This is a genomic window from Cereibacter johrii (assembly GCF_001720585.1).
GTDB lineage: Bacteria > Pseudomonadota > Alphaproteobacteria > Rhodobacterales > Rhodobacteraceae > Cereibacter_A > Cereibacter_A johrii.
Genome location: NZ_MABH01000256.1, coordinates 19241 through 27055, shown reverse-complemented (window position 1 = coordinate 27055; position 7815 = coordinate 19241). Strand labels below are relative to the sequence as shown.

The window sequence follows — 7815 nt, the reverse complement described above, 5'->3', positions numbered from 1 at the left end:
GCCAGCGTGGCCGCCCGGAGCCGCCAGCCCGGCAGGTGCGAACCCACGGCCGCGGCCAGCGCCTCGATCTCCGCCGCCGCCGGCAGCGGGTCCGACGGCTGCCCATGGGCCACGATCAGCGCGGTCTCGTCCATCCGTCCCTCCATCCGGTATCGCCCGATTGGCGCTGATTTTCTCTCGGCCCGCAAGCGTCCTTCGGGCCTCGGCCGCGCGGGGCGCCGATCCGCCATCCCTGGTGCGGCGGCGGCTTAATCCGAGGTCTCAGGTATATGTTGACGCACCCCCCCGCCCGATCCTTGACTCGATCCGGCCCGGACCCGATGCTGTGAGCCATCGTGCGAGTGAGGCGAGAGCCGGGAAGCAGGGCGGTGGAAGCACCGCCGCGTCCCGTTCTGGCCTTGATATTCAGGTTCGGCCGAAGACGGCCGCTGACGGACCGCCGGAGCTCGCTCCGGCTGCCGGAGACCTCGGGAGGCAGGGCCTGCCGAGGAGGAGACGCTCGGGGAGCAGCAGGACAGGAACGGAACGACCAATTGACGCAGGCCGCGGCCTGCGCTGTTGGCGCGCTTGTTTCAGTGGCTGCCCGGCAGTATGGGGCGAAGGATGCAACACGACCTCGAGGCGGACGTCACGATGACGGGCTCGGATCTGGTTTCCTGCTGCTACCGCAGCCTGGCGGCCCCGGATCTGACGCTGCGCGACCTCCTCGACATCGTCGAGACCTCGCAGGCGCACAATGCCCAGGCGCGGCTCACCGGCGCTCTCTTCTACAGCCAGGGCCACTTCTTTCAGTGGCTTGAAGGCAGCCCCGCCGCCGTGGCGGAGGTCATTAGCCATATCCGGCGGGACCGGCGCCACAGCAGCGTCGAAATCCTCGCAGAAGAGCCGATCTCCGAGCGGCGCTTCGCCGGATGGCACATGCAGCTCTCCTGCTCCGAGGCCGACATGCGCAGCCTCGGGCTGGCCGAGAGCCGGCAGATCGTGACCGTGGGCCGCAGCCTGGTTCCTGACGACACCAACATCTTCTCTTTCGATAGGATCGCCGCCGTGCGCCGTTTCCTCTCCGACGTCTGCGCAGCGCGCAGCCTCGGCCCCGATACGCCCGTCGAGGCGGACACCTTCGCCCTCTATGCCCTGTCCGAGGCGCAGGCAGGCCGATCCGGCCGTGCCAAGGCGGTGGCGCGTCTCTCCGATCTTCTGAGCACCGACCCGCTCGGCCGCCTGACGGAGGTCGAGGAACTGTTGCGCGCCCATGCGCCCACCGCCGCCGATTTCGCGCGGCTGTTCGAGACCTGCGCCGAGCGCCTGACGCGCGCGCTGGCCGAGGATCGTATCTCGCGGATGCAGGTGACGCTGGCCTATTCGGCCCTTCAGATGGCGCTGCGCCGGATCCACCACCTGCCCGACCCGCAGAAGAGCGTGGGCGCCGTGCTGGTCGCCGGCGTGCCGGGCCACAAGCCGATCCTCGAGGCGGCCCTTGCGGCCGAGATGCTGCGCGCCGTGGGCTGGTCGACCTCCGTCGTGCATCCCGAGAGCGTCGCGGCCCTGGCCGAGCGGCTGAAGACCTCGCGCACCTCGACGCTGGTCGTGGCGCCGAGCCTGCTGGAGGGCTCCGAGCAGGAAGCCTGCACGCTGCGCTTCCTGTCGGCGCTGCGGGCGCGGACCGATCTTCCCGGCCTGAGCATCCTGGTCGGCGGCCGGCTGGCGCAGCTCTCCCCCTCCAAGCTGAAGGAGGCCGGCGCCGATGCGGCTTTCGCGCATCTTGCGCTGCTGCCGGCGGCCCTCGCCCGCGCGGCCTGCCCCGCCAACGCCGACTGCTGCTCGATGCGCGCCTGCCGGATGCCCGCCTCCCAGTTCTGCGACAAGCGCATCAATCCCGACTTCCTGCTGACCAACGTCATGCCGAGCGTGCTGACCCGGATCTCCTCGCGCCAGGACCGCCGCCGCAGCGCCTGACCTCCTGTTTTTTTCGTCCGGACCGTCCCGGCAGAGGTGCATCTTGCGGATCTTTGCTTAAATTGGATTGCGGCGGCATCTGGCCGCCGCGATGGGGGGCACGGCCGTCACTGCAATGAACGAGACGAGAACAGACAGGCTGGGCGACCATCGGCTGCCGCCGAAACGCGTGCGCAGACCCCTCATCACCGACATATCGGCCGCCCGTTGGCTGCTTCTGCTGATTCTCGCAGCGTCGGTCTATTTCTTCCACGGCTTCCTCGTGCCGGTGCTGGCGGCGCTCATCATCGCCTTCGCAAGCTGGCCGCTGATGCTGAAGCTCGAGCGGTCGCTGCCGATCAGCCGCGGGATCGCGGGGGCGCTTCTTGTCATGATGATCGTGGGCTTCCTCGTGATCCCGGTCATGATGGCGCTGCTCTATGCCTTCCGCGAGCTGCAGGCCTGGATCGGCTGGGCGATCAACACCAACAGCACCGGCGCGCCGCCGCCGGTCTGGCTCGAGGCGCTGCCGCATGTGGGGCCCTGGGTCGGCGAGAAGTGGCGGACCTACATCGGCGAGCCGGGGGCGATCAGCGAGATGGTCCAGCTCGTCTCGGGCGCCAACATCGGCACGATCTCGCGCGGGATCCTGACGGCGGGCACGCTCGCCTTCCATCTCGCGCTGACCCTGCTCTTCATGCTGATCGCGCTCTTCATCTTCTACCGCGACGGCGAGCGGATCGCGGCGCAGGTGGACCGGGTCGGCACCCGCATCCTGCCCGACCGCTGGGACCGGATCTCGCGCGTGGTCCCTGCCACCATCAGCTCGACCGTGACCGGCATGACGCTCATTGCCATGGGCGAGGGCGTGGTGCTGGGCACGGCCTACTGGATCGCGGGGATGCCCTCGCCGGTGACGCTCGGCGTCATCACGGGCTTCATGGCCCTCATTCCCGGCGGCGCGCCCTTCTGCGTGGTCGTGGCCTCCTCCTATCTCGCGGCCAGCGGCTCGCCCTGGGCGGGGCTCGGCCTCTTCCTCTGGGGGACGGTCGAGCTCTTCATCGTCGACAAGACGATCCGCCCGGTGCTGGTCGGCGGGCCGGTGAAGCTGCCGTTCCTGCCCACCTTCTTCGGCCTCGTGGGCGGTATCGAGACCATGGGGATCGTGGGCCTCTTCGTCGGGCCGGTGCTGATGGCTCTGCTCGTCGCCATGTGGCGCGAATGGCAGCGCGAGATCGACATCGCCGAGACGGAGGAGGTGGGGCACCCGCTGGAGCCCCTGCCGGACCCTCTGCCCGCCCCGCTGCACCCGTTCCGCTCCGAGTCGCGCTGACGGACGACAGGGCGGGCCCGCCACCCTTGGCGGGCCCGATGCCGCACCCCATATGGCGAGGGCAAAGGAACCTCCCATGATCCCCTATTCCGTTCTCGACCTCGCTCCGGTGCCGGAAGGCGCCACCACCTCCGACGCTCTCGCCCAGACCGTCACCCTCGCCCGCCATGCCGAGGCGCTGGGCTTTCACCGCTACTGGCTGGCCGAGCATCATGCCATGCCGGGTATTGCCTCGGCGGCAACCGCGGTTCTCATCGGCCATGTCGCGGCCCATACCCAGCGCATCCGCGTGGGCTCGGGCGGGATCATGCTGCCGAACCACGCGCCGCTGATGGTCGCCGAAGCGTTCGGCACCCTGGCCGAGCTGCACCCCGACCGCATCGATCTGGGCCTCGGCCGCGCGCCCGGCACCGACGGGCGCACCGCACAGGCGCTGCGGCGCAACCTCGACGTCACCGACAATTTCCCGGCCGACGTGCTGGAGCTTCTGCGCTACTTCGGCGAGCCGGAGCCGGGCGCGATCCAGGCCATCCCCGGCCAGGGCACCCGCGTGCCGCTGTGGATCCTCGGCTCGAGCCTCTATGGTGCGCAGCTCGCCGCCCATTTCGGCCTGCCCTACGCCTTCGCCTCGCATTTCGCACCGCCCGCTCTCGAGGCGGCGCTGGCGGCTTACCGGCAGGGCTTCCGCCCCTCGGCCCAGCTCGACAGGCCCCGCGCCATGGTGGCGATCAATGTCTTTGCCGGAGCCGACGATGCCGAGGGCCGCTACCTCCGCTCCTCCGCCCAGCTGGCCTTCGCCAATCTGCGCCTCGGCCGCCCCGGCAAGCTGCCGCGTCCGGTCGAGGACATTTCGGCCCATGTCGATCCCGGCATGCTCAGGACGGTCGATCAGGCGCTGTCGGTCTCGGCCACCGGCGGGCCCGAGACCGTGCGGCGGGAGCTGGCGGCCCTCCTCGAGCGGCACCGGCCCGACGAGGTGATCCTCACCGGCCAGATCCACGATCCCGCGGCGCGGCTGCGCTCCTTCACGATCGCGGCCGAGGCTCTGGCCAGTCTCTGAGGGCCGAGGGCTCTGGCGGCCTCGGCCTTTCTCTGCAATCAAAGCGGGATCAGCCGAGGAGATCCGATGTCCGACCATGTCTTTGCCCCGCCCGCCGCTCCGTCCCTGCCCGTTGCGGAGAGCGAAAAGCTCTTCCCGGTGCGGCGCGTCTATTGCATCGGCCGGAACTATGCCGCCCATGCGGTCGAGATGGGCGGCGATCCCGACCGGGAGCCGCCGTTCTTCTTCCAGAAGAACCCCGACAACCTCGACCCGTCGGGCCGCTTCCCCTACCCGCCGGAAAGCTCGGACGTCCATCACGAGGTCGAGCTTGCGGTGATGCTGGGCTCGGGCGGGACGGACATTCCGGTCGAGGAGGCGATGGCCCATGTGTGGGGCTATGCGCTGGCCCTCGACATGACGCGGCGCGATCTGCAGGGCGAGGCGAAGAAGGCCGGCCGGCCGTGGGAGGTGGGCAAGGCCTTCGAAAAGTCCGCCCCCGTGGGGCCGGTCCATCCCGCGGCGAGGATCGGCCATCCCGAGGCCGGGCGGATCGAGCTCCGGGTCAATGGCGCGCTGCGGCAGGAGGGCGATCTCAACCAGATGATCTGGAAGGTGCCGGAAATGATCTCCGTCCTGTCGCGCCATTTCGCGCTGGCCGCGGGCGACGTGATCCTGACGGGCACGCCGGCAGGGGTGGGCGCAGTCCAGCGTGGAGACGTGATGGAAGCCAGCATCGAGGGCCTCGGCACGCTGCGCGTCGAGGTGGTCTGACCTCGCTGCCCCGCGGCGAGGATGCTCCCTTGACCCGGCCGCGAATGCGGCGCGAGATGTCTCCGGACCGCGCCGCGGAAGCGGCGCTTCCGGGGGCGATCCGCGCCTCCGCGACCGTCGAAGGAACAGCCCATGACCGCGACCCTGTCGGACCTCTTCGCCTTCCACCGCAATGACGGCCTCGCCGTGGGCGCCCCCGACCGGCCGTGGCTGACCTATGCGGGCCTGCGCGAGCTTGTGGGCCACACGGTCACGGCGCTCCATGCGGCGGGCGTGGGGAAGGGCGACCGGGTGGCCATCGTCCTGCCGAACGGACCCGAGATGGCCACGGCCTTCGTGGCCATTGCCGAGGGCGCCGTCACCGCCCCCCTCAATCCGGCCTACCGGCTCGAGGAGTTCGAGTTCTACCTCTCGGACCTCGGCGCCAAGGCCATCGTGCTGGCCGAAGGTTATGACGGCCCGGCTCTGGCGGCGGCGAACCATCTGGGCCTTGCGGTCCTGCGCCTCGGACATGACGCGGCCGATCCGGCGGGCAGCTTCACCCTGCGCGCCGAGAGCGTGGCGCCCGGCGAGCCCGATCGCGCCACCGCGCGGCCCCGCGATCTGGCCCTGATCCTGCATACGTCGGGCACGACCTCGCGGCCCAAGATCGTGCCGCTCCTCCATGGCAACCTCTCGGCGTCCGCGCATCATATCGCCGGCACCCTCGCGCTCACGCCGCACGACCGCTGCCTCAACATCATGCCGCTCTTCCACATCCACGGGCTGGTGGCGGCGGTATCGGCGAGCCTCGCCGCCGGCGCCTCGGTCTGGTGCGCGCCGGGGTTCGATGCGCTGAAGGTCTTCGGCTGGATCGAGGCGGCCCGGCCCACCTGGTATACGGCGGTGCCGACGATGCATCAGGCCATCCTCGCCCGCGCGCCTCGCCACGCCGAGGTGATCGAGCGCGTGCCCCTGCGCTTCATCCGCTCCTCCTCGGCCGCGCTGCCCGCCCGGGTGATGGAGGCGCTCTCGGCCACCTTCCGCGCCCCGGTGATCGAGGCCTACGGCATGACCGAGGCGGCCCACCAGATGACCTCGAACCCGCTGCCGCCGCGCGCGCAGAAGCCGGGCTCGGTGGGCGTCGCGGCCGGGCCGCAGGTCCGCATCGCCGACGAGGCCTCCGACCGGCTGATCGAGGGCACGGGCGAGGTGGTGATCTCGGGCCCGAACGTGACGGCGGGCTACGAGGCGAACGAGGCCGCCAATGCGAAGAGCTTCTTCGAGGCCGAGGGCGCGCGCTGGTTCCGCACCGGCGACCAGGGCCGCTTCGACGCGGAGGGCTATCTGACGATCACCGGGCGGCTCAAGGAGATCATCAACCGCGGCGGCGAGAAGATCTCGCCGCTCGAGGTCGATGGGGTGCTGATGGATCATCCGGCCGTCCTGCAGGTCGTGACCTTTGCCCTGCCCCATCCGAAGCTTGGCGAGGAGGTCGCGGCGGCGGTCGTCCTGCGCGAAGGGATGGCCGCGGACGAGGCCGCGATCCGCGCCTTCTGCGCCGACCGGCTTGCGGAGTTCAAGGTGCCGCGCCGCGTGGTGCTGCTCGAGGAGATCCCGAAGGGGGCGACCGGCAAGCTGCAGCGGATCGGGCTGGCCGAGAAGCTGGGGCTGGTCAGGCCGGCATGAGGATCTGCATCTTCGGCGCCGGCGCCATCGGCGGCTACATGGGCGCAAAGCTCGCAGCGGCGGGGGCCGATGTCTCGCTCGTGGCGCGCGGCCCGCATCTGGCGGCGATTCAGGCCCGCGGCATCACGCTGATCGAGGATGGCGGCACGCGAACGGTGCCGGTGCGCGCGGCGTCCGATCCTGCCGCGCTCGGCCCGCAGGATTATGTGATCGTGACGCTCAAGGCCCATTCGGTGCCTGCCGTGGTGCCGCAGCTCTCCCGGCTGCTCGGGCCCGAGGGCACGCTGGTCTCGGGCGTGAACGGCCTGCCCTGGTGGTATTTCCATCGCCACGGCGGCCCGCTCGAGGGTCGGCGGCTGGAAAGCGTCGATCCCGGCGGCGTGCAATGGGACGGGCTCGGCCCCGGACGCGTGCTGGGCAGCGTGGTCTATCCGGCCGCCGAGGTGGTCGAGCCGGGAACCATCCGCCATCTGGAAGGCAACCGCTTCTCGCTGGGCGAGCCCTCGGGAGAAAAGTCCGACCGTGCGCTGCGCCTGTCGGAGGCGCTGACGGCAGCGGGGCTCAAGGCGCCGGTGCGCCCGCGACTGCGCGACGAGATCTGGGTGAAGCTCTGGGGCAACCTCTCCTTCAATCCGATCTCGGCCCTGACCGGGGCGACGCTCGACCGGCTCTGCACGGATCCCGGCACGCGCGCCGTCGCCCGCGCCATGATGCTCGAGGCTCAGGCGATCGCCGAGCGGCTGGGGATCAAGTTCCCCATCGATGTGGAGCGCCGCATCGACGGGGGCGCGGCCGTCGGTGCACACCGGACCTCGATGCTGCAGGATCTCGAAGCGGGGCGGCCGATGGAGATCGAGGCGCTGGTCGGGTCCGTGGCGGAACTGGGCCGGATCGTGGACCTGCCCACGCCCACCATCGACATGGTGCTGGCACTGGTGCGGCTACGCGCGAAGGTGGGACATCTGACCTGATCGGCGAGGCCGGTCGAATGCGGCAAGGCCGGGGGCTCTGCCCCCGGACCCCCGTGATATTTGGGCCAGAATGAAAGGGCAAGCGGGGCGAAGGA

Annotated in this window: 6 protein-coding genes and 1 pseudogene; 6 read left to right on the top strand and 1 reads right to left on the bottom strand. The window is 70.5% G+C overall.

Translation table 11 applies throughout. From position 1 onward, the window contains the following. A pseudogene (locus A9O63_RS23690) lies at positions 1 to 134 on the bottom strand (sirohydrochlorin chelatase); the annotation flags it as partial. A 469-nt stretch (positions 135 to 603) separates the two neighbouring features. Here A9O63_RS23690 and A9O63_RS21590 point away from each other — a divergent pair. From A9O63_RS21590 to A9O63_RS21565, 6 genes are all read left to right on the top strand, one after another. Beyond that, positions 604 to 1956 (top strand): BLUF domain-containing protein, encoded by a 1353-nt coding sequence (locus tag A9O63_RS21590; protein ID WP_069333706.1) that lies wholly within the window; start codon positions 604 to 606, stop codon positions 1954 to 1956. A 91-nt stretch (positions 1957 to 2047) separates the two neighbouring features. Continuing rightward, positions 2048 to 3268 (top strand): AI-2E family transporter, encoded by a 1221-nt coding sequence (locus A9O63_RS21585; protein WP_084296118.1) that lies wholly within the window; start codon positions 2048 to 2050, stop codon positions 3266 to 3268. A 76-nt stretch (positions 3269 to 3344) separates the two neighbouring features. Further along, the gene (locus tag A9O63_RS21580) at positions 3345 to 4328 is read left to right on the top strand and encodes an LLM class flavin-dependent oxidoreductase (protein WP_069333704.1); all 984 of its coding nucleotides are present in this window, start codon (positions 3345 to 3347) and stop codon (positions 4326 to 4328) included. A gap of 66 nt (positions 4329 to 4394) precedes the next feature. Then, the gene (locus A9O63_RS21575) at positions 4395 to 5081 is read left to right on the top strand and encodes a fumarylacetoacetate hydrolase family protein (protein ID WP_069333703.1); all 687 of its coding nucleotides are present in this window, start codon (positions 4395 to 4397) and stop codon (positions 5079 to 5081) included. Between the two features lie 132 nt (positions 5082 to 5213). Next, positions 5214 to 6749 carry an acyl--CoA ligase gene (locus A9O63_RS21570; protein WP_069333702.1) on the top strand — a complete coding sequence of 512 codons (1536 nt, stop codon included), beginning with the start codon at positions 5214 to 5216 and terminating at the stop codon, positions 6747 to 6749. Beyond that, a complete protein-coding gene (locus A9O63_RS21565) occupies positions 6746 to 7720 on the top strand; it encodes a 2-dehydropantoate 2-reductase (protein WP_069333701.1) in 975 nt (324 codons plus the stop codon). The genes A9O63_RS21570 and A9O63_RS21565 overlap by 4 nt, the downstream gene beginning before the upstream one ends. The last annotated feature ends 95 nt before the right edge of the window (positions 7721 to 7815 follow it).